This window comes from Cupriavidus necator, assembly GCF_013141915.1.
Taxonomy (GTDB): Bacteria; Pseudomonadota; Gammaproteobacteria; order Burkholderiales; family Burkholderiaceae; genus Cupriavidus; species Cupriavidus necator_B.
Genome location: NZ_SROX01000014.1, coordinates 41104 through 67145, shown reverse-complemented (window position 1 = coordinate 67145; position 26042 = coordinate 41104). Strand labels below are relative to the sequence as shown.

The window sequence follows — 26042 nt, the reverse complement described above, 5'->3', positions numbered from 1 at the left end:
CTCGTGCGAAAAGCCAGGCAGATGCCTGGCTTTTTGTTTGCCCGGTTGCCGCGCGTTCAGCGGTTGACGAAGGCGGCGATGGGATCGTCGTCGTCGGGCAGCGGGGCCGGGGCCTGAGCGGGGATTGGCGTCGCCGGCAGGTTGACCGCGCCGGCAACCACGCGCCGTGCGCCGTTGTAGCGCGAGGCCCAGTAGGGCTTGCCCATGTCCTCAAGCCGCACGGTGCCGCCGGATGATGGCGCATGGACAAAGCGGTTCTGGCCGACGTAGATGCCGACGTGGGAATTGGCGCGTCCGGTGGTATTGAAGAACACCAGGTCGCCCGAAGCGACTTCGCTGCGGTCGAGCGTGGTGCCGCGGGTTCCCATGGCTTCGGTGGTGCGCGGCAGGTTCACGTTGGCGGCACGGGATACCACATAGCGCACCAGCCCGCTGCAGTCGAAGCCGGCATCCGGCGTATTGCCGCCGTAGCGGTATGGCGTGCCGACCAGCGACATCGCCTGGATCGAGATTTCCTCGAGCCCGGCGCTGGGATCGACCATGGGCTTGCCGGGCGGACGCGGCGGGCCGCCATGGCGAGACGGCGGGGCGCTGGCGCACGCCGCCAGCAACAGGGCGGCGGCGCACAGCAGCGGCAGGCCGGCGCGGGCAAGCGGCACGGGCGCTGCGGGAGGAGTGGAAGAGCTGCTGGTACGGCGCAATGGCATCCCTGGATTCCGGTCGCGGGCCTGCCGGCGCACCGAAACCTTGCTGCTACCAGCGTAGCTGGGCGTTGCGCGTACCGGTGCTGACCTTGATCGACTTGGGCTGGCCCTTGTAACTGGCCTCGATATTGTAGCTGCCTTCGGGCGCACGTATCAGGCAGCGGGGGCCGGCGGCGCGGAAGCTGGCGACCTCCTGCTCGTCGCGCACCAGCTTGACCGCAACGTCGGACAGGAACTCGCCCGCGACGCCCTGCGTGAACACGATGCCGATATTGAAATCCTTCTCGCGCGCGGCCAGCGCCTCGCGCTCGTCTTCGGCGACACCGCCGCAGACATAGCTGACCGGGCCCATGGTGCGGATCACCAGGTCGTCAGCCGCGGCGCGCGCCTGGAGCGGGCTGGCCAGGAACATGGCGGCGCCGATCAGCGCGGCCAGGCGGAGATGCTGTGGGTTCATCGACGCCTCCAGTGGGATGCGAGACAACAAGCGGAGCTGCGGACATCATAGCCGCATTGCGCTTGCCGATCACGGCAGAGGGCCCGGGCACCCCACGTAGCAGGGCGCCGGGCCGCTGCCCGCGTCAGAGCACGTCGCCGGCGTGGTCGGCCAGGCGCGAGCGCTCGCCCCGCGCCAGCGTGATATGGCCGCTGTGGCTCCAGCCCTTGAAGCGGTCGACCACGTAGGTCAGGCCCGATGAGCCCTCGGTCAGGTAGGGCGTGTCGATCTGCGCGATATTGCCCAGGCAGATGATCTTGGTGCCCGGACCCGCGCGCGTCACCAGCGTCTTCATCTGCTTTGGCGTCAGGTTCTGCGCCTCGTCGATGATGACAAACTTGTTGACGAAGGTGCGGCCGCGCATGAAGTTCATGCTCTTGACCTTGATGCGCGAGCGGATCAGCTCCTGCGTCGCGGCGCGGCCCCAGTCGCCGGCACTGTCATCGCTCTTCTGCAGCACCTCGAGGTTGTCGTCGAAGGCGCCCATCCACGGCTGCATCTTCTCTTCCTCGGTGCCGGGCAGGAAGCCGATGTCCTCGCCCACCGGCACGGTGGCGCGGGTGACGATGATCTCGTTGTAGAGCTTCTGGTCCAGCACCTGCTCGAGGCCTGCCGCCAGCGCCAGCAGCGTCTTGCCGGTACCGGCCTGGCCCAGCAGCGTGACGAAGTCGATGTCCGGATTCATCAGCAGGTTCAGCGCGAAGTTCTGCTCGCGGTTGCGCGCGGTCACGCTCCACACATTGTTCTTGTGGTGCGTGTAGTCCTTCAGCGTCTGCAGCAGCGCGGTCTTGCCGTTGATCTCCTTGACCTGCGCATAGAGCGGCAGGCTGCCGTCCACCGGCTCGAGGTAGACGAACTGGTTGACCAGGAACGACGGCACCAGCGGGCCGGTAAGGCGGTAGAACATGGCGCCGGACTTGGGATCCTGCCAGCTTTCGACCCCCTTGCCATGCTTGGCCCAGAAGTCGCCGGGCAGCTGCATCACGCCCGCGTAGAGCAGGTCCTTGTCTTCGAGGACCTGGTCGTTGAAATAGTCTTCGGCCGGCAGGCCCAGCGCGCGCGCCTTGATGCGCATGTTGATGTCTTTCGACACCAGCACGACCTGGCGCTCCGGATACTGCTGCTGCAGCGCGCTGACCACGCCCAGGATCTGGTTATCGGCCTTGCCCTGGGGCAGCCCTTCAGGCAGCTTGATGTCGTTCAGGCGGGTCTGGAAAAAGAGCTTGCCCTGTGCATCGCGGTTGCCCAGCCTGGCCAGCGGCAGGCCTTCGTCGAGCACGCCGTCGGTGCCACCCACCAGTGAATCGAGCGTGCGGCTGACCATGCGCGCGTTGCGCGCAACTTCGCTCATGCCCTTCTTGTGGTTGTCCAGTTCTTCGAGCGTCATCATCGGCAGATAGATGTCGTGCTCTTCGAAGCGGAACAGCGAGGCCGGGTCGTGCATCAACACGTTGGTGTCGAGCACGAACAGCTTGCTCGGGCCTTCGGCCTTGCGCGCGCGGCGCGTGGGGCCGGTCGACGGCTTGACCAGGCTGACCGGTGCGGCGGTGACGGCCGGCGTCGATACCGCCGGCGTCTCGGTGCTGCGGGCGCGGGTACCGCCGGCGGCGCGGGCCTCGACTTCAGGGGCCTGCGTATCGCCGGTTTCCAGCAATGCCACGCGCTCTAGCGCCGGCACAGGTTTCTTGCCCTGTGTGGCGGCTTTGGCCTTAGGCACCGCGGAAACCGGAGCAAACTCGCTCGGGTCCAGCAATTGGGCAGGCTTGGCGGGCATGGTAGGCAGCGGCATGCTTGGCTTTCCTTTCAGGGGGACAAGAAGGGGGCGGGGCTGTCCGGTCCGCGGCGCTGCGCGTCATCGGCGGTAACCGACGCGTGCGATACGGCGTGGCGGAGCATGGCCGGGGCATGCATGCGCGAGACACCCGACGCGGACAGGCATGAGAGCAGACGCGGCTGCAAACAAAAAAGCCGCCATGCCTGCGGAACAGGGTTGGCGGCTCTTTGGCGGACTGCCGACACGGCAGGTCCGCTACCGGCCTGTGGCACGTAGCGCCTGGGCCGGGGAGTCGAAACAGCGTGGCATCCGGAATCTGAACTCATTACGGGCCAATGTATCTGAAGGCTTTGGGTTTGGCAATTGGGTTTCCCAACCTTTGCCACGGCGCGTCCGGATCGGATCCGTTACGGGCAACGCCGGCCGGCGATGCTTCAGATGCCGCGCACGATCTCCAGCACTTCGTCGACGTGGCTGGGCACCTTGATGCCGCGCAGCTCGTGTCGCAGGATGCCCTTGCCGTCGATGACAAAGGTGCTGCGCTCGATGCCGCGGTGCTCCTTGCCATACAGTTTTTTCATCTTGATGACGTCGAACAATGTGCACACATTTTCGTCGGCATCGGAGATCAGTTCGAAGGGCAGTTCGAGCTTGGCCTTGAAGTTTTCGTGCGAGCGCAAGCTGTCGCGCGAGATGCCGAACACCTGCACGCCGGCCTTCTCGAAATCCTCATACTGGTCGCGGAAGTTCATTGCCTCCGTGGTGCAGCCCGGCGTGTTGTCCTTCGGGTAGAAGTACAGCACCACCGTCTTGCCGCGGTAGTCGGCCAGGCGGAAGGTGGCATCGCCGGTCATCGGCGCGCTGAAGTCGGGGATGGCCTTGTTGAGACTGACGGTCATGCTTGTGGCTCCTTGGGGGAGGGGCAGGGATCGGTGAGATCGTTGGAATCGGGAGAGGGGCTGCCGCCTCAGCGCGAGCAGATTGGGGCGCCTCGCGCGGACTTCAAGCGTGGCGCCCGCTCAACTTTTCCGGGAGGCGCTTCAGGCGGCCGCGGGCTCGAGCAGCAGCACCGCCGCCACCTTGCGGCCCTCGGCCATCAGGATGTTGTAGGTGCGGCACGCCGCCTGCATATCCATGGCGTCGACGCCGACATGGCGGCGCGCCAGCGATGCGGTCAGGCGCGGGTGCGGAAAGCGCAGCCGCGCGCCGGTGCCAAGCAGCACCACTTCGGGCCCCAATTCGGCCAGTTGCTCGAAATGCGCGGCCTCCAGGTCTTCGAAGCGGTTGACCGGCCAGGGGCGGACTTCGCCCTCGGGCATGACCAGGACCGAGTTGGTATGGCGGACAAGGTTGATTTCGATATACCCAGGCCCGTAGGCGGTGACGGTATTGAGCGACTGGGGCTGGTCGGCGTGGAGTTTCACTTGGGGGTCTCGGCGGTGGCCGCCGCGGGCTGGCGGGCCGGTCCGCGGGGCGGAGGGCAGGCGGGCCGGGCGGCGCAATGGACGGGCAACAGCGGACTGGCGACAGCGAGCAGGCGGCTGCGGTGCGCGCGGATAGCGCACGCTGCAATGCAAGAATCCCTGCCGAAGTCTGTCATAATCCGATAAATTATAGCTTTTGCCTCCCTGTCTGCCACGTTTGCGTTGCATCGCAGCGGACGGCGCCTCCGCATTCTTTCAGATTCGCTCCGATTCCCAGTCCGGTGCCGCCGACGCGGCACGCCACGCTTGCCCGACATCGCCGTGAAACCCATCCAGAAATCCAACAAACTCAATAACGTTTGCTACGACATCCGCGGTCCGGTGCTGGAAAAGGCCAAGCAGATGGAGGAAGAAGGGCACAAGATCATCAAGCTGAATATCGGCAACCTGGCCGTATTCGGTTTTGACGCGCCGGAAGAGATTCAGCAGGACATGATGCGAAACCTGCCGAATTCGGCAGGTTATTCTGATTCCAAAGGCATTTTCGCCGCACGCAAGGCGATCATGCACTATACCCAGCAAAAAAATATCGAAGGCGTCGGCCTGGACGATATCTATGTGGGCAACGGTGCCTCCGAACTGATCGTGATGGCCGTCAATGCGCTGCTCAATACCGGCGACGAAGTGCTGGTGCCGGCGCCGGACTACCCGCTGTGGACCGCCGCGGTGAGCCTGTCGGGCGGCACGCCGGTGCACTATATCTGCGACGAGTCCAACGACTGGATGCCCGATCCGGCCGATATCCGCGCGCGCATCACGCCGCATACCAAGGCCATCGTCATCATCAATCCGAACAACCCCACCGGGGCACTGTACTCGGATGAACTGCTGCTGGAGATCGTCGCGATCGCGCGCGAGCACGGCCTGATCATCTTCGCCGACGAGATCTACGACAAGGTCCTGTACGACGGCAATACCCACACCTCGATCGCCTCGCTGTCGACCGACGTGCTGACCGTGACCTTCAACGGCCTGTCGAAGAACTACCGCTCGTGCGGCTACCGCGCCGGCTGGATGGTGGTGTCGGGCGACAAGCGTCCCGCCATCGACTACATCGAAGGCCTGAACATGCTCTCGTCGATGCGCCTGTGCGCCAACGTGCCGGGCCAGTGGGCGATCCAGACTGCGCTGGGCGGCTACCAGAGCATCAATGACCTGGTCGCCGAAGGCGGGCGCCTGCGCCGCCAGCGCGACCTGGCCTACGAGCTGATCACCGCGATTCCGGGCGTCACCTGCGTCAAGCCCAAGGCGGCGCTATACCTGTTCCCCAAGCTGGACCTGTCGATGTACCCGGTGCAGGACGACCAGGAGTTCATCTATGAACTGCTGCAGGAGTCCAAGGTACTGCTGGTGCAGGGCTCCGGCTTCAACTGGGCCAAGCCCGACCATTTCCGCATCGTGTTCCTGCCGCATGAAGAAGACCTGCGCGAGGCCATCGGCCGCATCGCGCGCTTCCTCGAGGCGTACCGAAAACGCCACGGCAAGGCAGCGGCCTGATTTCGCCGGCCGCGCCGCAACCCATCCTTAGCAACTCAGAAGATTGTCCATGAACCCCATCAAAGTTGGCCTGCTCGGCATCGGTACCGTCGGTAGCGGCACGTTCAACGTGCTCAAGCGCAACCAGGAAGAAATTCGTCGCCGCGCCGGCCGCGGCATCGAGATTGCCGTGGTGGCCGATCTCAACACCGAACGCGCGCGCGAACTGACCAACGGGGAAGTGGAAATCGTCAGCGACGCCAACCAGGTGGTGACGCGCCCGGATATCGATATCGTCATCGAGCTGATCGGCGGCTACGGCATCGCGCGCGAGCTGGTGCTCAAGGCGATTGAGAACGGCAAGCACGTGGTCACCGCCAACAAGGCGCTGCTGGCCGTGCATGGCAACGAGATCTTCGAAGCCGCGCGCAACAAGGGTGTGATCGTGGCCTTCGAAGCCGCGGTGGCCGGTGGCATCCCCATCATCAAGGCGCTGCGCGAAGGCCTGACCGCCAACCGCATCCAGTGGATCGCCGGCATCATCAACGGCACCACCAACTTCATCCTGTCCGAGATGCGCGACAAGGGCCTGGATTTCGACGCGGTCCTGAAGGAAGCGCAGCAGCTGGGCTACGCCGAGGCCGACCCGACCTTCGACATCGAGGGCGTCGATGCCGCACACAAGGTCACGCTGATGAGCGCGATCGCGTTCGGCATGCCGGTGCAGTTCGACAAGGCCCACGTCGAAGGCATCACCAGGCTGTCGGCCACCGACATCAAGTATGCCGAAGAGCTGGGCTACCGCATCAAGCTGCTGGGCATCACCCGCCGCCGCGACGACGGCGTCGAGCTGCGCGTGCATCCGACGCTGGTGCCGGCCACGCGCCTGATCGCCAATGTGGAAGGCGCCATGAACGCGGTGCTGGTGCAGGGCGATGCCGTCGGCGCCACGCTCTACTACGGCAAGGGCGCCGGCGCCGAGCCGACCGCCTCGGCGGTGATCGCCGACCTGGTCGACGTGACCCGCCTGCACACGGCCGACCCCGAGCACCGCGTGCCGCATCTCGCGTTCCAGCCGGACGAGCTGTCGAGCGTGCCGGTGCTGCCGATCGAAGAGATCAACAGCTCGTACTACCTGCGCATGCGCGTGGCCGACGAGACCGGCGTGCTGGCCGAGATCACGCGCATCCTCGCCGAGGGCGGCATCTCGATCGACGCCATGCTGCAGAAGGAATCGCGCGAAGGCGAGCCGCAGACCGACATCATCATCCTGACGCACATCACGCGCGAAAAACACGTCAACGCGGCCATCGGCAAGATCGAGGCGCTGCCCACCGTGCTGTCCGCCGTGACGCGCCTGCGCATGGAAGAACTGAACTAAGCGCCGGACCTGACGATTCCCATGAAATACCAGTCGACCCGCGGCCATGAAATGCCGCAATCGTTTTCCGAGATCCTGCTGGGCGGCCTCGCGCCGGACGGTGGCCTGTACCTGCCCGCGCAGTATCCGCAGGTCAGCGCCGACGAACTTGAAGCGTGGCGCAAGCTGTCGTATGCCGACCTGGCCTACGAGATCCTGAGCAAGTTCTGCGACGACATCCCGGCCGAGGACCTGCGCGCGCTGACGCGCAAGACCTATACGCCAGAGGTGTATTGCAACGCGCGCGCCGGCGACAACACCGCCGACATCACGCCGCTGCGCACGCTGGGCGAAGAGGGCGGCACGAAGCTGCAGTTGCTGGGCTTGTCCAACGGCCCGACGCTAGCGTTCAAGGACATGGCGATGCAGCTGCTCGGCAACCTGTTCGAGTACGCGCTGGCGCGTGCCGGGCAGGAGCTGAACATCCTGGGTGCCACCTCCGGCGACACCGGCAGCGCCGCCGAATATGCGATGCGCGGCAAGCGCGGCATCCGCGTGTTCATGCTGAGCCCGCATCGCAAGATGAGCGCGTTCCAGACCGCGCAGATGTTCAGCCTGCAGGATCCGAACATCTTCAACATCGCCATCGACGGTGTGTTCGATGACGCGCAGGACATCGTCAAGGCGGTCTCGAACGACCACGCATTCAAGGCGCGCCAGAAGATCGGCACGGTCAACTCGATCAACTGGGCGCGCGTGGTGGCCCAGGTGGTGTACTACTTCAAGGGCTGGCTGCTGGCCACCGACGGCCCGGGCCAGAAGGTCTCGTTCTGCGTGCCGTCGGGCAATTTCGGCAATGTCTGCGCCGGCCATATCGCGCGCATGATGGGCTTGCCGATCGACAAGCTGGTGGTCGCGACCAACGAGAACGACGTGCTCGACGAGTTCTTCCGCACCGGCGCTTACCGCGTGCGCAAGTCGGCCGAGACCTACCACACCTCCAGCCCGAGCATGGACATCTCCAAGGCGTCGAACTTCGAGCGCTTCGTGTTTGACCTGCTGGGCCAGGACGCCGGCAAGCTGGCCGCGCTATTCCGCGACGTGGAAGAGCGGGGCGGTTTCGACCTGGCGGGCACGCCGGAATTCGACCGCATCCGCGCGTTCGGCTTCGTCTCGGGACGCAGCACGCACGAGGACCGGCTGGCGACCATCCGCGACCTGTCGTCGCGCTATGGCGTCACCATCGATACCCACACCGCCGACGGCGTCAAGGTGGCGCGCGAGCATCTCAGCGCCGGGGTGCCGATGGTGGTGCTGGAAACCGCGCTGCCGGCCAAGTTTGCCGACACCATCCGCGAAGCGCTCGGCCATGAGCCGGAGCGTCCGGCGAAGTTCGAGGGCATCGAGAGCCTGCCGCAGCGCTTCGAGGTGATGCCGGCCGACGCCGCACAAGTGAAGGCCTATATCGCCCGCCACACCGGCCTGTGAGTGCGCGAGGGGCGCGGACGTGGCTGCGCGGCGCCGCCGCGTGCCGGGTCCGGGCCAACTCGCTACAATCAGGCTGCGGGCCCGAGCTTCGGCCCCCGGATTGCCAGCCCACACAGCGGGTGCGGGCAATGCGCGGGCAGTTTTTCGTGGGCCAACTCTTTCCCACATCGCACCATGACCCAAGCCGCAGCACCTTCCCGCCCCCCGATGCTGACCATGGCCCAGGCGCTCGACGCGCTGCTTGGCGCCGCCCGTCCGCTGGCGCAGGCCGAGTCCATCGACACGCTTGCAGCCAATGGCCGCGTGCTGGCCGCGCCGGTGGCGAGCACGCTGCGCGTGCCGCCAGCCGACAATACCTCGATGGACGGCTACGCCCTGCGCGCCGCCGATGTGCCGGCGGCGGGCACGCGCCTGCGCGTATCGCAACGGATTCCCGCCGGCCATGTCGGCACGGCGCTGGAACCCGGCACCGCCGCGCGCATCTTCACCGGCGGCCTGATCCCGCCAGGGGCCGACGCCGTGGTGATGCAGGAGCAATGCACGGCCGACGGCGAAGACGTGATCGTCAACCACGCGCCGCATTCCGGCGAATGGGTGCGGCGCGCCGGCGAGGATATCGAGGCCGGCAGCGTGATCCTGCCGGCTGGCACGCGGCTGACGCCGCAGGCGCTGGGCCTGGCCGCCTCGGTGGGCCAGGCGAAGCTGGACGTGGTGCGCCGCGTGCGCGTCGCGGTGTTTTTCACCGGCGACGAACTGGCGATGCCGGGCGAGCCGCTGAAGCCGGGCGCCATCTACAACTCCAACCGCTTCACGCTGCGCGGCCTGCTGGAAAACCTGGGCTGCGAGGTCACCGACTTCGGCATCGTGCCGGACACGCTCGCCGCCACGCGCGACACGTTGCGCCGCGCGGCGCAGGGCCATGACCTGATCATTACCTCGGGTGGCGTGTCGGTCGGCGAGGAAGACCATATCAAGCCCGCCGTCGAAGCCGAGGGTCGCCTCGACATGTGGCAGATCGCGATCAAGCCGGGCAAGCCGCTGGCGTTCGGGCAGGTTGGCAATGGCAGTGCGCCGGCGTTTTTCCTGGGCCTGCCGGGCAACCCGGTGTCCAGCTTCGTCACCTTCCTGCTGTTCGTGCGCCCGTTCATCCTGCGCCTGCAAGGCGTGGCCGACGTGGCGCCGCGTCGCCTGCCGCTGCGCGCCGATTTCGCGCTGAACAAGGGCGACCGCCGCAATGAGTTCCTGCGCGCGCGCATCAACGGTGAAGGCGGCCTGGACCTGTTCCCCAACCAGAGCTCCGGCGTGCTGACTTCCACGGTATGGGGAGACGGGCTGATCGACAACCCGCCCAACCAGGCCATCGCGCGCGGCGACATCGTGCAATTCATCCCGTTTGACGGCCTGCTTGCCTAGGCGGCCCGCATCACCAGCAAGGACAGAGGCAGCGTCATGACCATCGAACTACGATTCTTCGCCAGCGTGCGCGAACAGCTCGGCGTGGCCGAGGAGCGTGCCGAGGTGCCGGCCGAGGTGCGCACCGTAGGCGAGCTGCGCCAGTGGCTGCGCCAGCGCGGCGGCGCGTGGGCCGAGACCCTGGCCGAAGGCCGCGCGCTGCGCATGGCCGTCGACCACGCGGTGGCGCGCCCCGATACGGCGATCGCCGATGGCTGCGAGGTGGCCTTCTTCCCGCCCGTTACCGGAGGCTGAGATGAGCGTCAGGGTACAGCGCGAGGATTTCGACCTGGGCGCTGAGGTCGCGGCGCTGCGCGCCGGCAATCCGCAGGTCGGCGCGGTGGCCAGCTTTATCGGCACTGTGCGCGATGTCAGCGAGGGCAGCGCCGTCAGCGCGATGGAGCTGGAACACTACCCGGGCATGACCGAGAAGGCGCTGGCGCAGATCGAAGCGGCGGCGTGCGCGCGCTGGGAACTGCTGGGCGTTACCGTCATCCATCGCGTCGGCCCGCTGCTGCCGCTGGACCAGATCGTGCTGGTCGCGGTCGCATCGAAGCATCGCGGCAATGCGTTCGCGGCTTGCGAATTCATCATGGACTACCTCAAGTCCGAAGCGCCGTTCTGGAAGAAGGAAGAAACGCCGGAGGGCGCGCGCTGGGTCGATGCGCGCGTGACCGATGAAGACGCGCTGAAGCGCTGGGGTATCGCGTCGATCAACGCCAGCGGCGAGGGCGAGGCCTGATGGGGCCGATGGGGTTTGTCGCCGTCGGTGTCGGCGCCGCGGCGGGGGCATGGCTGCGCTGGGGTTTCGCCGTGCTGTGGAATGCCGTCAATCCCGCGCTACCCTATGGCACGCTTGCCGCCAACCTGCTGGGCGGCTATCTGATCGGGCTGGCGGTCGGCTTCTTCGATACCCACGCCGGCCTGCCGCCGGAGTGGCGGCTGCTGGCCATCACCGGTTTCCTGGGCGGGCTGACCACCTTTTCGACGTTCTCGAGCGAAACCGTGGCCAACCTGATCGCGGGTGACTATGGCTGGGCGGCGATGCACCTGCTGCTGCATCTCGGCGGCTCATTGCTGCTGACCGCGCTGGGCCTCTGGACCTATCGCATGCTGGCCTGATCCGCCTGCCGGATCAGCGCGAGCAGCGCGGCATTGAATGCTGCTGTCCGCTCCATATGCGGGCTGTGGCCGGCGCCGGACACCACGCTGAATCCCGCGGCGGGGTGCAATGCCCGCGTGGCGACGCCCACCGACGGCGCATACAGCCGGCTGGCCTCGCCGTACAGGTGGAACAGCGGCAGCCGCGCCGCGCGCAGCGTCTCGCGGAAATCCTGCCCCGCCATGTCTACCCACAGGCTGGCGAGCGTTGCGGCATCGCACTGCTGCGCCATGTGCGCAATGCGCTGTGTCGCCGCGGCCTGCGGGCACCGTCCCGCGGCCCACAAACCTGATGCCACCGAGGGCGCCAGCCGGGGCCAGTCCGCACGGACGCGGTCTGCCATCTGCCGGGCTTGGGCCATGTCGTAATGGCCGTGCAGCCCATGCGGCCAGCCCGGGCCAGTGGCCAGCCGGGGCGTCATGTCGATGCTCCCCACCGCCGCCAGCGGCAGCTGCGGGGCGTCGCGCAGCAGCGCCCAGGCCACCAACGCGCCCATCGACCAGCCCGCCACCACCACGTCAGCCAACCCGAGGTACCCGACCAGCGCGGCCACGTCTTGCGCGAGCGCCGCGACGGTAGCGCCCGCGCGCCGCCGCGACAGCCCGTGGCCGGCATGATCGGGCGCGATCACGCGGAACCCGGCTGCCGCCAGCACGCGCTGTCCGTCAAAGGCGTCGCCGGTGACCGACCAGCCATGGAGCAACAGCAAGGGCCGCCCCTGGCCGGTTTCGCGCCATCCCGGCAGGGCGCCGCGCGCCGCATGGACCGCAAAGGGGGGCGCGGCGGGGCTGGCAAGTACCGGATCGGAAGCGTCCAACGGCGGGTCTCGGCTGGCAAAGGGTAGAGAAAAAAATGCCTGGGACGCGCCCGGGTGAGGGTGCCCCTCTATTGACATCCACCGGACTCAATTTATACGATGAAACATGAATCAGATATCAGGTTTTGCCTGATTGCCAGGCCGGGGGCGCAGCGCCGCGGCGGGGGCGTGCTGTCCGCCCGGGGTAGCGGCAGAGCGGTCGGCATTTCCATGACAAGGCGCCCAGCGCCACCGGAGACAAGATGTCCACCACCCAGACTGGCGACACCGGCGTAGCCGACGACGCCACCGGCCCGGCCGGCGGCATGGGTTCGCCCAAGACCGCGCGCGGGCAGAAGACACGCGAGGCCCTGCTGCGCGCCGCCGAGAAGGTGTTCGGCGAAAAGGGCTACTACGCCGCGTCGATCTCCGAGATCACGCAGGAAGCCAAGGTGGCGATGGGCACCTTCTACCTGTACTTCAAGGACAAGGAAGACATCTTCCGCGCGCTGGTCGCGCATATGCTCGATCTGGTGCGCGCGCACCTGCGCAAGCACGTGGGCGCCGCGGAAACCCAGCTGGAGGCCGAGCGCCTGGGCCTGAAGGCGTTTCTCTCTTTCGTTTCGCGCCACAAGAACCTGTACCGGATCGTGCTGGATTCGTACTCGGTGGACGAAACCATCTACAGCAGCTATTTCCAGGTGTTCGCCGAGCTCTACAGCCGGCGCCTGACCCGCGCCGAAGAGCAGGGCGAAATCGTGCCCGGCGATGCCGAGGTGCGCGCGTGGTGCCTGATCGGCATCAGCAATTTCCTGGGCATGCGCTATGCGCGCTGGAAGCGCCCGCCGTCGATGGAGAAGGTGGTCGACACCGCCTTCGACCTGATCGCGCACGGCCTGCAGCCCCGCTAGACGCGCGCCGCAGTACCGGCCCGCATGCGCCGGCAACCGGCATGCCACGCCGTTGCAGCAGGTTTCACCCTTACAAACACAAACGAAACCGAACACAGGAGACCGCAATGCATCGCAATCCCCACGCCGTACGCGCGCTGGTCATGGCCGCCGCGCTGCTCGGCGCCGGCGCCGCGCTGGCCAAGGACATCCGCATCGCACACGTCTATGACAAGACCGGCGCGCTCGAGGCCTATGCCAAGCAGACCCAGACCGGCCTGATGATGGGCCTGGAATACGCAACCAACGGCACCATGACCGTCAACGGCAACAAGCTGGTGGTGATCGAAAAAGACACCCAGGGCAAGCCGGACGTGGCCAAGGCCCAGCTCGCCGCGGCCTACAGCGACGACCGCGCCGACATTGCCGTGGGCCCGACCTCGTCCGGCACGGCGCTGGCGATGCTGCCGGTGGCCGAGGAATACAAGAAGGTGCTGCTGGTCGAGCCCGCCGTGGCCGACTCGATCACCGGCGACAAGTGGAACCGCTATATCTTCCGCACCGGGCGCAACTCGTCGCAGGATGCGATCTCCAACGCGGTGGCGCTGGACAAGCCGGGCGTGACCATCGCCACCCTGGCGCAGGACTACGCCTTCGGCCGCGACGGCGTGAAGGCGTTCAAGGGCGCGCTGAAGCACGCGAAGATCGTGCATGAGGAATACCTGCCGACCAGCACCACGGACTTCACCGCCGGGGCGCAGCGGCTGTTCGATGCGCTCAAGGACAAGCCGGGCCGCAAGGTCATCTTCATCATCTGGGCGGGTGCCGGCAACCCGTTCAAGATTGCCGATCTCGATCCCAAGCGCTACGGCATCGAGATTGCCACCGGCGGCAACATCCTGCCCGCGATGGCCAGCTACAAGAACTTCCCCGGCATGGAAGGGGCCACGTACTACTACTTCGGCATCCCCAAGAACAAGGCCAACGAGTGGCTGGTGTCCAACCACTACAGCAAGTTCAAGGCGCCCCCCGACTTCTTCACCGCCGGCGGCATGAGCGCGGGCATCGCGCTGGTAGAGGCCCTGAAGAAGACCCATGGCGAAACCGGCACCGACAAGTTGATCGCGGCGATGGAAGGCATGTCGTTCGACACGCCCAAGGGCAAGATGACCTTCCGCAAGGAAGACCATCAGGCGATGCAGTCGATGTACCACTTCAAGATCAAGGTGGATCCCGCCTTCGCCTGGGGCGTGCCCGAGCTGGTGCGCGAGATCAAGCCCGAGGAAATGAACGTGCCCGTGCGCAACCACCGCTGATGGACACGCCCGCCTCCTTTGCCAGGGCCGCGCCGGCGCCAGCGCAGCCGCTGGGCCAGCCCGCGGGCGCGGCCGCCAGCGCCGCGCGGCCGCTGCTGGAAACGCGCGGGCTCACCATCCGCTTTGGCGGCCACGTGGCCGTCAATGCGGTGTCGTGCGCGTTCCGCCCCGGCGAGCTGACCTGCATCGTCGGGCCCAACGGCGCCGGCAAGACCACGTATTTCAACCTGATCTCGGGGCAGCTGCCGCCCACGGCCGGGCAGATCCTGCTCGATGGCGAGGACGTGACGCGGCTGCCGGTGTCGCAGAAGACCCGGCGCGGCATCGGCCGCGCGTTCCAGCTGACCAGCCTGTTCCCGCAGCTGTCGGTGCTGGAGAACGTGCGTCTGGCCGTGCAGGCGCGGCAACAGCGCGGCATCGACCTGTTCTCGATGTGGTCGGGCCACCGCGACCTGCAGGCGCAGGCCATGGCCATCCTCGAGCGCGTGGCGCTGGCCGGCAAGCGGCAACTGACGGTGGCGTCGCTGCCGCATGGCGACCAGCGCAAGCTGGAGGTCGGCATCCTGCTCGCGCTGCAGCCGCGCGTGTTCATGTTCGATGAGCCGACCGCGGGCATGAGCGTCGACGAAGTGCCGGTGATTCTGGACCTGATCCGCGAGATTCGCCAGGACCGCAGCAAGACCGTGCTGCTGGTGGAACACAAGATGGACGTGGTGCGTTCGCTGGCCGACCGCATCATCGTGCTGCACAACGGCACGCTGGTGGCCGACGGCGACCCGGCCGAGGTGATCGCGTCGCCGGTGGTGCAGCAGGCTTACCTGGGCCTGCCCGAAGAGGAGGGCCGCCATGGCTGACATGACCGCGGCGGAGCCGATCCTGCGCCTGCAGGGCGTGCAGACCCATATCGGCCCGTACCATATCCTGCATGGCGTGAGCTTCGCGGTGCCGCGCGGCGGCGTGACCATGCTGCTGGGGCGCAACGGTGCCGGCAAGACCACCACGCTGCGCACCATCATGGGCCTGTGGCAGGCCAGCGCCGGCACCGTCAGCTTCAACGGCGCCGATATCACGCGCCAGAGCACGCCGGCGATCGCGCAGGCCGGCATTGCCTACGTGCCAGAAAACATGAGTGTGTTCTCCGACCTGACCGTGGCCGAGAACATGCGCCTCGCCGCGCGCACCGGCGCCATCGACGAACGCCGGCTGGACTGGGTGTTCCGCATGTTTCCGGCACTCAAGACCTTCTGGCACCAGCGCGCCGGCGTCTTGTCGGGCGGGCAGAAGCAGATGCTGTCGGTGGCGCGCGCCATCATCGAGCCGCGCCAGCTGCTGATCGTCGATGAACCCACCAAGGGCCTGGCGCCGGCGATCATCCAGAACATGATCCAGGTGTTCCGCGAGCTGAAGCAGACCGAGGTGTCGATCCTGCTGGTGGAGCAGAACTTCCATATGGCGAAGTCAGTGGGGGACACGGTGGCGGTGATGGACGACGGGCGCACCGTGCATACCGGCGCGATGGCGGCACTGGCGCAGGATGAGGGGCTGCAGCAGCGGCTGCTGGGGTTGTCGCTGGCGGCGCACCAGTAACGAGGGCGGTGAGCGAGACCGGTTGTTGGCTCCCCTCTCCCGCTTGCGGGAGAGGGGCCGGGGGAGAGGGCAGGCGTTTGCCAAGCACAGTGCGGCAGCACTTCGTCGCAGCGCCGGCCCTCTCCCCAACCCTCTCCCGCAAGCGGGAGAGGGAGCACACAACGCGCGAAAAAAATTGCGCGGCAGGACGAGACACATGACGACTTCATCAACCACCTTGCAGGCCGCAAGCCCGGCTGCACCGCCCAGCGTCCGCCTCGACTGGACCCCACTGGCGCTCGCGCCTTTGCTGATGCTGCTTGCCTTCCCCCTGATCGGCAGCCCCTCCACCTGGCTGACGCTGACCATTGCCGGCCTGGCGATGGGCATGATCATCTTCGTGGTGTCGTCCGGACTGACGCTGGTGTTCGGCCTGATGGACGTGCTCAACTTCGGGCATGGCGCGTTCATCGCGCTGGGCGCCTATGTCGCGGCCTCGGTGCTGCTGCCGCTGGCCGGCTGGGTCGAGGCCGACAGCCTGGCGCTGAACCTGTCCGTCTTTGCCCTGGCGATTGCCGCAGCAATGGTCGCGGCGGGCGCAGTGGGGCTGTTCTTCGAGCGCGTGGTGGTGCGTCCGGTCTACGGCCAGCACCTGAAGCAGATCCTGATCACGATGGGCGGCATGATCGTGGCCGAGCAGTTGATCAAGGCGATCTGGGGCCCGGAAACCATCGCGCTGCAGGTGCCTACCACCTTCCGCGGCGCGGTCCTGCTCGGCGACGCGGCGATCGAAAAATACCGGCTGATCGCGATGGCGCTGGGCCTGGTGATCTTTATCGCCATGCTGCTGCTGCTCAACCGCACCCGCATCGGCCTGCTGATCCGCGCCGGCGTGGAAAACCGCGAGATGGTCGAGGCGCTGGGATACCGCGTGCGCCGCCTGTTTATCGGGGTGTTCGTCGCGGGCGCGGCGCTGGCCGGGCTGGGCGGCGTGCTGTGGGGTCTGTACCAGCAGAACATCACGGCGGCGATCGGCGCGCAGCTCAATGTGCTGATCTTCATCGTGATCATCATTGGCGGGCTGGGTTCGACCACGGGCTGTTTCGTCGGCGCGCTGCTGGTGGGACTGATGGCCAACTACACCGGCTTCCTGTTCCCCAAGGTGGCGCTGTTCTCCAACATCCTGCTGATGATGCTGATCCTGCTGTGGCGCCCGCAAGGGCTGTTCCCGGTGGCGCGGCGCTGAGGGCAACGACCATGATCCGACTTCTCTCCGGCGACCTGCCGCGCAGCCGCGTGCTGGCGGCGCTCTTGCTGCTGATCCTGGTGGCGCTGGCGTGCGCGCCGTTTGCGTTCCCCGGCGCGCGCGCGCTGAACATGGCGGCCAAGATCTGCATCTTCGTCGTGCTGGTGGCCAGCTATGACCTGCTGCTGGGCTATACCGGCATCGTCTCGTTTGCCCACACCATGTTCTTCGGCATCGGCGGCTATGGCGTCGCCATCGCCATGTCGCGCATGGAGCCGGGATGGGGCGCGTTGTTGGCCGGCACGGCCGGCGCGCTGGCGGTGTCGGCGCTGCTGGCCTTACTGATCGGGCTGTTCTCGCTGCGGGTACGGGCGATCTTCTTTGCCATGATCACGCTCGCGGTGGCCACCGCCTTTGCCACGCTGGTGTCGCAGCTGTCGGAATGGACCGGCGGCGAGGACGGCCTGACCTTCAAGGTGCCCGAGGTGCTGCGTCCCGGCTTCACGCTGGGCGACACCGAATGGCTGGGCGTGCCGCTGAGCGGCAAGCTGCTCAGCTACTACCTGGTGTTCGCCGGCGCGCTGGGGCTGTTCCTGGCGTTGCTGCGCATCGTCAACTCGCCGTTCGGCCGGGTGCTGCAGGCGATCCGCGAGAACGACTTCCGCGCCGAGGCCATCGGCTACCGCACCGTGGTGTACCGCACGGTGTCGACGGTGCTGTCGGCGATGTTCGCCACGCTGGCAGGCGTGCTGATGGCGGTCTGGCTGCGCTACAACGGCCCCGACACCTCGCTGTCGTTCGAGATCATGGTCGACATCCTGCTGATCGTGGTGATCGGCGGCATGGGCACGCTCTACGGCGCCGTGATCGGCACCGTGCTGTTCCTGGTGGCGCAGACTTACCTCCAGGACGTGATGAAGCTGGCCAGCGACGGCACCGCCGCGCTGCCCCTGCTGTCGTCGCTGCTGCACCCGGACCGGTGGCTGCTGTGGCTGGGCCTGCTTTTTGTCCTGAGCGTCTATTATTTCCCACAGGGCGTGGTGGGACGGCTGCGCGGCACCGGGCCCGTGCAGGATATCGCGAGCTGAGCGGAGGCGGGCCCATGTACGTCATCGACTGGCTGCACAGGAACGCGCAGCACTTCCCCGACAAGGTCGCGCTGGTCGACGTGGAGAGCGGCCGCCACGTGACCTATCGCCATGTCGACGAACGTGCCAGCCGCTTTGCCGAATACCTGCGCGACCACCTGCGCCTGGCGCCGGGCACGCGCGTGGCGGTGCTGGCGCACAACAGCTCGGACTATTTCGAGATGCTGTACGGCTGCGCCAAGGCCGGCATGGTGATGGTGTGCCTGAACTGGCGCCTGCCCGCGGCCGAACTGCTGCCGATCCTGCAGGACTGCACGCCTGAAGTGCTGGTGGCCGGCGACGGCTTCCTGGGCGTGGCGGCGGAACTGGCCCGTGCCATGCCGTTGCGCGCGGTGCTGCACCTGGCCGATGACGAAGCCGCCGACGTGCCCGGCGGCTGGACCGAATACGAGGCCGTGCTCGATGCCGCATCGGGGCGCATCATCGAGATGCCGTGCCGCGACGAGAGCGAAATCTGGCACCTGCTGTACACCTCCGGCACCACCGGCAAGCCCAAGGGCGTGATCCAGACCTATGGCATGGTGTTCTTCAACGCCGTCAATGCGATGCTGGCCAACCAGATCACGCGCGACGACGTGTTCCTCAACGTGCTGCCGTTCTTCCATACCGGCGGCCTGAACCTGTACGCCAACCCGGTGCTGCACGCCGGCGGCACGGTGCACATCATGCGGCAGTTCGAGCCGCTGGCCGTGCTGGCCCGGCTTGATCGCAGCAGCGGCGAGGGCATCACCATGTTCTTCGCGGTGCCGGCGGTGTACCTGTTCCTGAGCCAGCACCCGCGCTTTGCACAGGCGGACTTGTCCGGCGTGCGCACGATGGGGGCGGGCGGCTCGCCGGTGCCCCGGCCATTGCTGCAAGCCTACCTGGACAAGGGCGTGACCATCCGCTTCGGCTTCGGCATGACCGAGACCGGTCCCACGGTCTTCCTTTGCGACGAGGACACGGCGCGCCGCAAGATCGGCAGCATCGGCAAGCCGGTGGGCTCGATGCTGACCCGCATCGTCGATCCGCTGGGTGCCGACGTGGGCCCCGGCGAGCGCGGCGAGCTGCTGATCAAGGGGCCGGGCGTGACGCCGGGCTACTGGAACCTGCCCGAGGCCACCGCGCAGGCGCTGCGCGACGGCTGGCTGCATTCCGGCGACATCGCCTATTGCGACGAAGACGGCGACTACTACATCGTCGACCGCGCCAAGGACATGTTTATCTCGGGCGGCGAGAACGTTTATCCGGCCGAGGTCGAGAACGTGCTGTTCCAGCTGCCCGGCGTGGCCGAGGCCGCGGTGATCGGCACGCCCGACGCGCGCTGGGGCGAGGTCGGCATGGCGCTGGTGGTGTTGCGGCCGGGTGCCGTGCTGGGCGCCGATGCCGTGGTCGCTCACTGCAAGGCGCACCTTGCCGGCTACAAGGTGCCGCGCCAGGTGCGCTTTCTCGAAGCGCTGCCGCGCACGCCGTCCGGCAAGGTGGAAAAGCACAAGCTGCGTGCCGGCTTCACCGGCAATGGTGGCTGAGGCGCGCGGCGGTCAGGACGTTTTGCCGGGGTTCCCGATGTTGGCAGTGGCAGTTTCCGCAGTCTCCGCAGTCTTCCATTGACGTATGTCTCGACAGCCCCGGCACGGGGCGACAGAAGGAGGTTGACATGCAATCCACGCAGCATTCGCCGCGGTGGCACCGCGGCCTCAGGCTCACGGCACTGGCGGCGGCCGCATCGCTGCTGGCCGCATGCGGATCGAGCGACGACCACAACGGCAACGGCACCAACCCCAATACCAAGCCGGCCTATATCGGCACGGTCGCCATCAACAGCTACGACGGCGCCACCGATGACCTGCTGACCGCCGGGCTCGGCAAGGACGGGCTGGCCAGCAGCACGGTGCCGCTGCCGCTCAACCCCACCGCGCCGACCGCGGCCGAACTACGGCGCTATGCGATCTATACCAACTACCGCGCCATTGTCGACACCAGCGCCGGCGGCGGCTATGGCTCGCTCTATGGGCCCAACGTCGATGCGCAGGGCAATGTCACGGCGTCCGAGGGCAAGGTCGCGGGCGTGGAGTACGTGGCGTATTCGGACGACGGCTCCGGCCAGCAGAACGTGACCATGCTGGTGCAGATACCGACCACCTTCAATACCGCCAAACCGTGCCTGATCACTGCGACATCCTCCGGCTCGCGCGGGGTCTATGGCGCCATCGGCACCGGCGAGTGGGGCCTGAAGCGGGGCTGCGCGGTGGCCTATACCGACAAGGGCACCGGCGCCGCGCCGCATGACCTCGATACCGACACGGTGCCGCTGATCGACGGCACCCGCACCACGCGCGCCGCCGCCGGCAAGAACGCGCACTTTGCAGCGCCGGCCGGCGCCACGTCGCTGGCGGATTTCACTGCCGCCAATCCGCACCGACTGGCGTTCAAGCACGCGCATTCGCAGCGCAACCCGGAGAAGGATTGGGGCAAGTTCACGCTGCAGGCGGTGGAATTTGCGCTGTGGGCCATCAATGACCGCTTCGGCGCCGTATCGGCCAACGGCACGCGCCAGCGCACGCTGGACCAGGACAAGGTGCTGGTGATTGCCTCCAGCGTGTCCAACGGCGGCGGCGCCGCCGTGGCGGCGGCCGAGCAGGATGCCGGCGGGCTGATCGACGGCGTGGCGGTGGCCGAGCCCAACCTGAACATGCCGCCCAATACCGGCATCGTGGTGCGGCGCGGCGGCGCGCAAGTAGCCGCCTCGGGCCATACGCTGTACGACTACACCACCACCGCCAACCTGCTGCAGCACTGCGCCGGACGCGCCACCGCGCTGACCCAGGCGCCGTTCTACACCAACCCCACCATGGCGCCGTTCTTTGCCGCGCGTTGCCAGACGCTGGCCGAAAAAGGCCTGGTCAGCGGCGCGACGACCGACGAGCAGAGCGCCAGCGCGCTGCAGGCGCTGCATGCGGCAGGCTGGGAAGCGGAATCGGACGACCTGCACCCGTCGCTGGCCGCATTCGACGTGGCCGCGGCAATCGCGGTCACCTATGCCAACGCCTATGCCCAGGCCAGCGTCACCGACCGGCTGTGCGGCTACAGCTTTGCCGCCACGCTGACCGACCTGAAGCCCGCGCCGATCGCCCCCGCCGCGCTGGCGTCGATGTATGCGACCGGCAACGGCATTCCGCCACAGGCGCCAGTGCAACTGATCAATGACCGCGATCCGCAGCATGGACCGTACCTGAACCTGCCGTCGGTATCGGCCTCGACCCTGCGCGCCGACCTCAACTACGACGGCGCCAACTGCCTGCGCAGCCTGCTCAGCGGCTCGGACGCGGTCGCGCGCGCGTTGCAGGCGGGCCAGGCGCTGACGCTGCGCAACGGCAACCTGCGCGGCAAGCCCGCGGTGATCGTGCACGGGCGCAGCGACGGGCTGCTGCCGGTCAACCATACCTCGCGCCCGTATCTGGGACTGAACCGCCAGCAGGAAGGGGTGACCAGCAAGCTCTCATACGTGGAGGTCGAGAATGCCCAGCATTTCGATGCCTTCATCGGCCTCGTGCCGGGCTACAGCAATCGTTATGTGCCGCTGCACGTGTACCTGAACCGGGCCCTGGACGCGGTCTACGACAACCTCAGTACCGGCAAGGCGCTGCCGCCGTCGCAAGTGGTGCGGACCACGCCGCGGGGGGGCACCCTCAACACGCCGGCGCCGGCGCTGCTGCCGTCCAACGTGCCGCCGTTCGCCCCCGCGCCGGCGCCCGGCAACGCCATCACCGTGAACGCCAATACCGTACAGGTGCCCGACTGATGCACGGTGACTCGCCGCGCGTGCTGTCGCAGCGCGATTTCGACCGCTTCGCCGCGCTGTCGCGCGACGATAACCCGATCCACTGCGATCCGGCCTTTGCCCGTGGCACGCATTTTGGTGCCACGGTGGCGCACGGCATGTTCCTGTTCTCGCTGCTGTGCGCGCATACCTGGCGGCAGCTGCCTGGGCCGGCATTGCCTGTCGTGCAGACGCTGATGTTCCCGGCGCCGGCCTTCGTTGGCGATGCGGTGCAGTTTGCCCTGTCTGCGCAGCCAGCGCCTGCAGGGCTGGCTGCCTTTGCCACCACGGTGAGCAGTGCAGCCGGGCCGGGCCAGGGGCCGCGCGCGACGGCCATTGGCGAGGCGCGCTGGCTGGTGGATGCGAGTCCTGCCGCACTGGGCAGCCGGCCGGCCGGACCGGAGCCTGCCGTGCACGACGGCGACACCGCCCTGTACGGGCTGCGTCCGGGCCACCAGGCGGCCGCGGCGCGGGCCTTCACCGCGGCGGACCTGGACGAGTACATCGCGCTCACCGGCGATGCCAACCCGTTCCACGCTGATGCGGGCTTCGCCCGCGCGCGGGGCTTCGCCGGGCCGGTGGTGCCGCTGCCAATGCTGGCCGGGATGTTTTCGGACCTGCTTGGCACCCGGCTGCCCGGCCGCGGCACGGGCTGGATGAAGCAGTCGCTGCGGCTGGCCGCGCCGGCGCGGCTGGATGAGCCGCTGACGGCGCGCGTGCGGATCGTGCGGCTGCGCGCGGACAAGGACCTCGTCAACCTCGCCAGCGAGGTCACCGGCGGGGATGGCCGGGTGGTCGTGCGGGGCGAATCGCTGGTGCTGGTGCGCAACCTGGCCGACAAGGGCGCGGACCGCGCCGCGTAGCTGCCGTGCGTACCGCGGGCATCACATGGTGCCGCACCACGGTGTCGCACGGCCCCATCCCTGCTGCGAATACGCCGGAAATGCGGCCTTGAAATGTCACGGCAAAGCCTTATCTTTCGGTATGACATCGAGTGTCCGGCAGGGCATACGGACGCTGCGGCGGCATCGCTGCGGCCAACGCCCACGCACAGGACACGACCTATCCGAGAGAGGGAATCCTATGCGTCTTGACAAGCTGACCACCCGGTTCCAGGAAGCGCTGGCTGAAGCGCAAAGCCTGGCGCTGGCCAACGACAATCAATATATCGACCCGCAGCACGTGCTGCGCGCACTGCTGGCGCAGGACGACGGCGCCGCCAAGGCGCTGCTGGCGCGCGCCGGCGTCAACGTGCAGGGCCTGCAGACGGCGCTGGACGCCGCCCTCAAGCGCCTGCCGCAAGTGCAGGGCACCAATGAGGTCCAGATCGGCCGCGACCTGGTGAACCTGCTCAATGCTACCGAGAAGGAAGCGATCAAGCGCGGCGACCAGTTCATCGCCAGCGAGCTGTTCCTGCTGGCCGTTGCCGACGACAAGGGCGAGGCCGGCCGCATTGCGCGCGAGCACGGCCTGAGCCGCAAGTCGCTGGAGTCGGCCATCCAGGCCGTGCGCGGCGGCGATTCGGTCAACAGCGCCGAGGCCGAAGGCCAGCGCGAAGCCCTGAAGAAGTACACCATCGACCTCACCGAGCGCGCCCGCATCGGCAAGCTCGATCCGGTGATCGGCCGCGACGACGAGATCCGCCGCGCAATCCAGATCCTGCAGCGCCGCACCAAGAACAACCCGGTGCTGATCGGCGAGCCCGGCGTCGGCAAGACCGCCATCGTCGAAGGCCTGGCGCAGCGCATCGTCAACGGCGAGGTGCCGGAAAGCCTGAAGCACAAGCGCGTGCTGGTGCTCGACATGGCCGGCCTGCTGGCCGGCGCCAAATACCGCGGCGAGTTCGAGGAACGGCTCAAGGCGGTGCTCAATGACGTGGCCAAGGACGAGGGCCAGACCATCGTCTTTATCGACGAGATCCACACCATGGTCGGCGCCGGCAAGGCCGAGGGCGCGATCGATGCGGGCAACATGCTCAAGCCGGCGCTGGCGCGCGGCGAGCTGCACTGCATCGGCGCGACCACGCTCGACGAATACCGCAAGTACATCGAGAAGGATGCCGCGCTCGAGCGCCGCTTCCAGAAGGTGCTGGTCGACGAGCCTAGCGTGGAGGCGACCATTGCCATCCTGCGCGGGCTGCAGGAAAAGTATGAGCTGCACCACGGCGTGGAGATCACCGACCCGGCCATCGTCGCCGCGGCCGAGCTGTCGCACCGCTATATCACCGACCGCTTCCTGCCCGACAAGGCCATCGACCTGATTGACGAGGCCGCCGCGCGCATCAAGATGGAAATCGATTCCAAGCCGGAGTCGATGGACAAGCTCGAGCGCCGCACCATCCAACTGAAGATCGAGCGCGAAGCGGTCAAGAAGGAGACCGATGAAGCCTCGCTGAAGCGCCTGGAACTGATCGAGCAGGAGATCGCGCGCCTGGAAAAGGAATACGCCGACCTCGACGAGATCTGGAAGGCCGAGAAGGGCGCCGCACAGGGCACGGCCGCGCTCAAGGAAGAGATCGAGAAGGTCAAGCTGGAGATCGCCAAGCTGCAGCGCGAAGGCAAGCTGGACAAGGTGGCCGAACTGCAATACGGCAAGCTGCCGGGCCTGGAAGGCAAGCTCAAGGCCGCGACCGATGCCGAGGCCAGCGAACAGAAGCAGCCCAACAAGCTGCTGCGCACGCAGGTGGGCGCCGAGGAAATCGCCGAAGTGGTCAGCCGCGCCACCGGCATCCCGGTGTCGAAGATGATGCAGGGCGAGCGCGAGAAGCTGCTGAAGATGGAAGACCGCCTGCATGCGCGCGTGGTGGGCCAGGACGAGGCCGTGCGGCTGGTATCCGATGCTATCCGCCGTTCGCGCGCCGGCCTCGCGGACGAGAACCGGCCCTATGGCTCGTTCCTGTTCCTGGGCCCGACCGGCGTCGGCAAGACCGAGCTGTGCAAGGCCCTGGCCGAGTTCATGTTTGATTCGGAAGAGCACCTGATCCGCATCGACATGAGCGAATTCATGGAGAAGCACAGCGTCAGCCGCCTGATCGGGGCGCCGCCGGGATACGTGGGCTATGAAGAAGGCGGCTACCTGACCGAAGCCGTGCGCCGCAAGCCGTACAGCGTGGTGCTGCTGGACGAAGTCGAGAAGGCCCACCCGGACGTCTTCAACGTGTTGCTGCAGGTGCTCGACGACGGCCGCCTGACCGATGGCCAGGGCCGCACCGTGGACTTCAAGAACACGGTGATCGTGATGACCTCCAACCTCGGCTCGCAGATCATCCAGTCGATGACCGGCGAGCCGCAGGAAGCGATCAAGGGTGCGGTCTGGCAGGAAGTGCGCACGCATTTCCGGCCGGAGTTCCTCAACCGGATCGATGAGGTGGTGGTGTTCCACGCGCTCGACCAGAAGCATATCGAGTCGATCGCGCGCATCCAGCTGCAGCGCCTGCAGGCCCGCCTGGCCCGCATGGACATGACGCTGGAGGTCACCGACACGGCGCTGGAGAAGATCGCCAGCGCGGGCTACGACCCGGTGTTCGGCGCGCGGCCGCTCAAGCGTGCGATCCAGCAGCAGATCGAAAACCCGGTGGCACGGGCCATCCTGGAAGGCAAGTTCGCTGCCAAGGATGTGGTGCCGGTGGATTATGCCGATGGCGAGTTCACGTTCGGGCGGATGCTGGATTGAGTCCGGTTGCGCATCCACGAACAGGGGCGCAAGCGTTGCCGAATCATCCCTGCGCGAGAGCGCAGGGATTTTTTTCTTCATCGACGCTGTGTAATGGAGTCTGCACGCGTGCAAATATTGCACGGGGCAGGGTATTGGGGGCCGCGACCGCCAAGGGATTGCAAGCGGGCCCGAAGTGGCACACTTTTCGCGTTGCAAAAGGGTTGAGTTTCC

Annotated in this window: 23 protein-coding genes; 17 read left to right on the top strand and 6 right to left on the bottom strand. The window is 67.1% G+C overall.

Annotation, left to right across the window (positions count from 1 at the left end):
* Positions 1–56 precede the first annotated feature (56 nt).
* The 5 genes from E5S69_RS22820 to E5S69_RS22800 form a co-directional block, all read right to left on the bottom strand.
* Positions 57–707, bottom strand: coding sequence for a C40 family peptidase (locus E5S69_RS22820; RefSeq protein ID WP_171516879.1), 651 nt, complete (start codon positions 705–707; stop codon positions 57–59).
* 46 nt (positions 708–753) lie between these two features.
* Entirely contained in the window at positions 754–1161 is a 408-nt protein-coding gene (locus E5S69_RS22815; protein ID WP_171516878.1) for a hypothetical protein, read from the bottom strand.
* 124 nt (positions 1162–1285) lie between these two features.
* Positions 1286–2989 carry a PhoH family protein gene (locus tag E5S69_RS22810; RefSeq protein ID WP_171516877.1) on the bottom strand — a complete coding sequence of 568 codons (1704 nt, stop codon included), beginning with the start codon at positions 2987–2989 and terminating at the stop codon, positions 1286–1288.
* A gap of 419 nt (positions 2990–3408) precedes the next feature.
* Positions 3409–3873 carry a peroxiredoxin gene (locus E5S69_RS22805; protein WP_171516876.1) on the bottom strand — a complete coding sequence of 155 codons (465 nt, stop codon included), beginning with the start codon at positions 3871–3873 and terminating at the stop codon, positions 3409–3411.
* Positions 3874–4014: 141 nt separating this feature from the next.
* Complete coding sequence (locus tag E5S69_RS22800) at positions 4015–4398, bottom strand: MTH938/NDUFAF3 family protein (protein ID WP_171516875.1); 384 nt, start codon at positions 4396–4398, stop codon at positions 4015–4017.
* Positions 4399–4719: 321 nt separating this feature from the next.
* Between E5S69_RS22800 and E5S69_RS22795 the strand changes: the two genes are divergently transcribed.
* The 7 genes from E5S69_RS22795 (at position 4720) to crcB (ending at position 11356) form a co-directional block, all read left to right on the top strand.
* Positions 4720–5955, top strand: coding sequence for an aminotransferase class I/II-fold pyridoxal phosphate-dependent enzyme (locus E5S69_RS22795; protein ID WP_171516874.1), 1236 nt, complete (start codon positions 4720–4722; stop codon positions 5953–5955).
* A gap of 49 nt (positions 5956–6004) precedes the next feature.
* Complete coding sequence (locus E5S69_RS22790; RefSeq protein WP_171516873.1) at positions 6005–7315, top strand: homoserine dehydrogenase; 1311 nt, start codon at positions 6005–6007, stop codon at positions 7313–7315.
* 21 nt (positions 7316–7336) lie between these two features.
* Positions 7337–8782: a threonine synthase gene (gene thrC / locus E5S69_RS22785; RefSeq protein ID WP_171516872.1), complete on the top strand. Its 1446-nt coding sequence runs from the start codon at positions 7337–7339 to the stop codon at positions 8780–8782.
* Positions 8783–8956: 174 nt separating this feature from the next.
* Positions 8957–10195 (top strand): gephyrin-like molybdotransferase Glp, encoded by a 1239-nt coding sequence (gene glp, locus E5S69_RS22780; RefSeq protein WP_171516871.1) that lies wholly within the window; start codon positions 8957–8959, stop codon positions 10193–10195.
* Positions 10196–10231: 36 nt separating this feature from the next.
* Positions 10232–10489: a molybdopterin converting factor subunit 1 gene (gene moaD, locus E5S69_RS22775; RefSeq protein WP_171516870.1), complete on the top strand. Its 258-nt coding sequence runs from the start codon at positions 10232–10234 to the stop codon at positions 10487–10489.
* A 1-nt stretch (position 10490) separates the two neighbouring features.
* On the top strand, positions 10491–10976 hold the full coding sequence (gene moaE, locus E5S69_RS22770) for a molybdopterin synthase catalytic subunit MoaE (protein WP_171516869.1): 486 nt from the start codon (positions 10491–10493) through the stop codon (positions 10974–10976).
* Positions 10976–11356: a fluoride efflux transporter CrcB gene (gene crcB / locus E5S69_RS22765; RefSeq protein WP_171516868.1), complete on the top strand. Its 381-nt coding sequence runs from the start codon at positions 10976–10978 to the stop codon at positions 11354–11356. The genes moaE and crcB overlap by 1 nt, the downstream gene beginning before the upstream one ends.
* On the opposite strand, the gene E5S69_RS22760 is transcribed toward crcB, so the two are convergent.
* Complete coding sequence (locus tag E5S69_RS22760; RefSeq protein ID WP_171516867.1) at positions 11338–12213, bottom strand: alpha/beta fold hydrolase; 876 nt, start codon at positions 12211–12213, stop codon at positions 11338–11340. The two genes, crcB and E5S69_RS22760, sit on opposite strands and share 19 nt — an antisense overlap.
* A 242-nt stretch (positions 12214–12455) precedes the next feature.
* Here E5S69_RS22760 and E5S69_RS22755 point away from each other — a divergent pair, with 242 nt between their 5' ends.
* The 10 genes from E5S69_RS22755 to clpB all read left to right on the top strand — a co-directional run bounded on the left by E5S69_RS22755 (position 12456) and on the right by clpB (position 25829).
* A complete protein-coding gene (locus E5S69_RS22755) occupies positions 12456–13103 on the top strand; it encodes a TetR/AcrR family transcriptional regulator (protein ID WP_171516866.1) in 648 nt (215 codons plus the stop codon).
* A gap of 107 nt (positions 13104–13210) precedes the next feature.
* The gene (locus E5S69_RS22750) at positions 13211–14398 is read left to right on the top strand and encodes a substrate-binding domain-containing protein (RefSeq protein ID WP_171516865.1); all 1188 of its coding nucleotides are present in this window, start codon (positions 13211–13213) and stop codon (positions 14396–14398) included.
* 92 nt (positions 14399–14490) lie between these two features.
* A complete protein-coding gene (locus E5S69_RS22745; RefSeq protein ID WP_171516963.1) occupies positions 14491–15252 on the top strand; it encodes an ABC transporter ATP-binding protein in 762 nt (253 codons plus the stop codon).
* Entirely contained in the window at positions 15245–15985 is a 741-nt protein-coding gene (locus E5S69_RS22740; protein ID WP_171516864.1) for an ABC transporter ATP-binding protein, read from the top strand. Before E5S69_RS22745 ends, E5S69_RS22740 begins: the two co-directional genes overlap by 8 nt.
* Positions 15986–16181: 196 nt before the next feature.
* Positions 16182–17210 carry a branched-chain amino acid ABC transporter permease gene (locus E5S69_RS22735; protein ID WP_171516863.1) on the top strand — a complete coding sequence of 343 codons (1029 nt, stop codon included), beginning with the start codon at positions 16182–16184 and terminating at the stop codon, positions 17208–17210.
* Between the two features lie 11 nt (positions 17211–17221).
* Positions 17222–18298, top strand: coding sequence for a branched-chain amino acid ABC transporter permease (locus E5S69_RS22730; protein ID WP_171516862.1), 1077 nt, complete (start codon positions 17222–17224; stop codon positions 18296–18298).
* A 14-nt stretch (positions 18299–18312) separates the two neighbouring features.
* Positions 18313–19866, top strand: coding sequence for an acyl-CoA synthetase (locus E5S69_RS22725; RefSeq protein WP_171516861.1), 1554 nt, complete (start codon positions 18313–18315; stop codon positions 19864–19866).
* A 128-nt stretch (positions 19867–19994) separates the two neighbouring features.
* Entirely contained in the window at positions 19995–22139 is a 2145-nt protein-coding gene (locus E5S69_RS22720) for a D-(-)-3-hydroxybutyrate oligomer hydrolase (RefSeq protein WP_171516860.1), read from the top strand.
* On the top strand, positions 22139–23020 hold the full coding sequence (locus E5S69_RS22715) for a MaoC/PaaZ C-terminal domain-containing protein (RefSeq protein WP_171516859.1): 882 nt from the start codon (positions 22139–22141) through the stop codon (positions 23018–23020). The genes E5S69_RS22720 and E5S69_RS22715 overlap by 1 nt, the downstream gene beginning before the upstream one ends.
* A 220-nt stretch (positions 23021–23240) precedes the next feature.
* Positions 23241–25829, top strand: a complete 2589-nt coding sequence (gene clpB / locus E5S69_RS22710; RefSeq protein ID WP_171516858.1) for an ATP-dependent chaperone ClpB — start codon at positions 23241–23243, stop codon at positions 25827–25829.
* Positions 25830–26042: the final 213 nt, after the last annotated feature.